A 1629-nucleotide genomic window follows, 5' to 3' on the forward strand; every position below is an offset into this window, starting at 1 on the left:
CGTTTACCCTGGGTCTAAGTCTTATTTTTTTTAGCTTTTTTGTCGGTGCTTTTTCCTTTTTTAACCACTGGATAACGGGTTCGTTTGTTTCTTTTTTTACCAGTTTTCCATCCCGTTGATTTTCCACGGGGTTTGGGAGATTGTGCTGGAGTTCCAATCTCAACTAAAAGTCCTAACATCGACTGTGCAACTCTTCCAGGCGTTAGATTTGACTGGGGCTTTTGCCAGGGAAGATGGTGTTCTTTCACTATATCCCTAGCTAACCATAGCTGCCAAGTCATTAATGGCATCAAATCACTCCATCTTTCACATTGCTGTGGTGTACTTAGGGAGGGTAATGTCCAATGTAATCTTTGTTTAATGAACCGATACCAATGGTCAACGGCAAAACGTCTTAAATATTTGTTCCATATCATTTCTAATGTCGGCCTTTTTTGACCAATGAAAACTAACCACAATGGTTTTTGTAAGATGCCTTGTTTATTGGGTTTAAGCCTCTCAACTAAAATCAACTCCATTGACACAGATGAAGAGTTACGAAAGTGTAATTTTGACCACTTTCGGATTCTTATGAGACCTAATTTTGGGTCATTTACCTCGATAGTTTCCTTGGCTGACCACCAAGTATTTTCATCATTTAACTTAAATTTATCACCATGTTTTTTGGGTCGCCCTCGACCACTATACTTTCCTGGTAACCCATATAAGCAACAGTTTGAGCGAATTCTGATCAAGCAATCCGCTTCGATATCTTTTGTTGTGTTGACCCAAGAGGCATTGCCATATTCACTGTCTAATAGGGCTAAAATTGGTTGTTTTGAATTTTTTGCTACTTGTTTTAGTTGCCACGCTGCCTTACTAATTGGAGTTTCAAAACTTGTTATTCTCTCGTGTCTTAACGGCAGTGCCCAACTGCCTTTTTCTTCTGGTATCCATGCTATAGTACTATAACTATGTCCTGTCGTGACTTTTTTCTCTGCCGATGGCGAGTGATGGTAACCTCGGTCTTTCAATGTTGGGGAGTCTACTCTCGGACTCGATGTATGGTCAATTGCTACCATCAAATAGGATGATTCATCTGTATCTTTTCCTACTTCTTCTAGATACCTCTTCATTAACTTTTGTCGTAATGGACGACAATCTTGTAATGATTCATAGGTAGAAGACCATTCTCTTCTAAATACTGGAGACAGAGAAAAGTCAGCCAAAGAATTGGCAGTTCTTGTAGTTAAAACTGCATCAATCAAATCCATTGTAGCATCGGATGCCCGACCCAGTAAATTATAACTATCAATTCTAAATTGTTGCAGTCTACTTATGCTAGTATTCATAAGTGAGGGAGTAACTTTATTGTTTTAGCTTTTCAATTTTCTCCCTTTTTACAATGGGTGTTTTTATGAATATTTGTAACGGATAAGGCTCCGATAGTCGTGACTCACTCCAGCCTCTGGCGATCAGGTGACCCAAAGAGTGAGCACGCTGTTGCTAAGCTCAGCGATCAGCGGAAGCTGGTGCCGTAGGCAATCACGTTTCTGAATTAGCGATAGCATTTCTGGATTAGTGATCGCGTTGGCCACGATTAGCGATCAGCGGAAGCTGGTGCGGTAGGCAATCGCAGTCTTGGGAAAC

The 1629-nt window shown here is 40.6% G+C and carries 1 protein-coding gene; it reads right to left on the reverse strand.

Annotated elements, in window-relative coordinates; translation table 11 throughout:
• Positions 1-14: 14 nt before the first annotated feature.
• Entirely contained in the window at positions 15-1331 is a 1317-nt protein-coding gene (locus F6K53_RS40875) for an NF041680 family putative transposase (RefSeq protein ID WP_293085961.1), read from the reverse strand.
• Positions 1332-1629 lie beyond the last annotated feature (298 nt).

The organism is Moorena sp. SIO4A1 (genome assembly GCF_010672065.1).
GTDB lineage: Bacteria > Cyanobacteriota > Cyanobacteriia > Cyanobacteriales > Coleofasciculaceae > Moorena.

What these genes read in the sequence shown, in the direction of transcription:
- F6K53_RS40875 (WP_293085961.1), bottom strand. Translation starts at nt 1,331, where the DNA reads ATGAATACTAGCATAAGTAGACTGCAACAATTTAGAATTGATAGTTAT.